Source organism: Mesorhizobium sp. M7A.F.Ca.MR.362.00.0.0, assembly GCF_004023175.1.
Lineage (GTDB): Bacteria > Pseudomonadota > Alphaproteobacteria > Rhizobiales > Rhizobiaceae > Mesorhizobium.
Map to the genome: position 1 here is coordinate 1 of NZ_RZTF01000798.1, position 1033 is coordinate 1033.

General features: G+C 61.3%; 2 protein-coding genes. Both read left to right on the plus strand.

Translation table 11 applies throughout. The annotated features are described in order from the left end of the window. Window positions 1-402 (plus strand): GNAT family N-acetyltransferase (locus EOC06_RS37770; RefSeq protein ID WP_128310145.1); only part of this gene is annotated, 402 nt, incomplete at its 5' end. Window positions 403-425: 23 nt separating this feature from the next. Next, a partial coding sequence (locus EOC06_RS37775) for a DUF72 domain-containing protein (RefSeq protein WP_164899020.1) occupies window positions 426-1033 on the plus strand: 608 nt, incomplete at its 3' end.

The following is a 1033-nucleotide window of genomic DNA, read 5'->3' on the forward strand; positions in this document are numbered from 1 at the left end:
CCTTACACTGCACTGTTAGGCGCACCGCCGATCCCAGTCACCGAGGACTACGCGCCGCGCATCGCGCGTGGCGAGGTGTGGGTGTTGGAAAGTGGCGGCGGACTTGCCGGACTGATCACGCTGGAACGGCATGACGACCACGCGATGATCTTCTCCGTCGCGGTCTCTCCTGACTTTCAGGGCAAGGGCTTCGGCATTGCGCTGCTGAAACACGCGGATGAGCTGACCCGTCTCTGGGGCCTGCCCGAGGTGCGGCTTTACACCAACGCCAGGATGGAACGGAACATCGCGCTCTATCTGGCCTATGGTTTCCACGAAACGGGTCGCCGGCCCAATCCCTACCGGCCGGGATGGGTGCTGGTCGACATGGCGAAATCGGTCCACGAGAGCACAGCGGCCTGATTTCTGAACTTGGGAGGATGACAATGAGCACATCGGGAACGATCCACGCCGGCATGGGCGGCTGGACCTTCGAGCCCTGGGATACGTCCTTCTATCCCGACAAGCTCTCCAAGGCCAAGCAGCTGAACTACGCCACTCGCCAGGTGCCGAGCATCGAGGTCAACGGCACTTACTATTCCAGCTTCAAGGAACCGACCTTCGTCAAATGGGCCAACGAGGCGCCGGACGGTTTCGTGTACTCGCTAAAGGGCAACCGCTTCGTCACCAACCGGCGCGTGCTGGGCGAGGCCGGCGAATCGATGACGCGCTTCCTCGGCTCGGGCGTTGCCGCACTCGGGGAAAAGCTCGGGCCGATCCTGTGGCAGTTCGCGCCGACCAAGAAATTCGATCCGGACGATTTCGAAGCCTTTTTGAAACTGCTGCCGGAAAAGCAGGACGGCGTTGCGCTGCGCCATGCGCTCGAAGTCCGCAACGACAGTTTTGTCGTGCCGGAATTCGCAGCACTTGCCCGAAAATACAAGGCCGCGATCGTCTACGCCGACCATGCCAAATATCCCGATATCGCCGACGTCACCGCCGATTTCGTCTACGCCCGGCTGCAGACCGGCAGCGATGACAATCCAGACTGCTA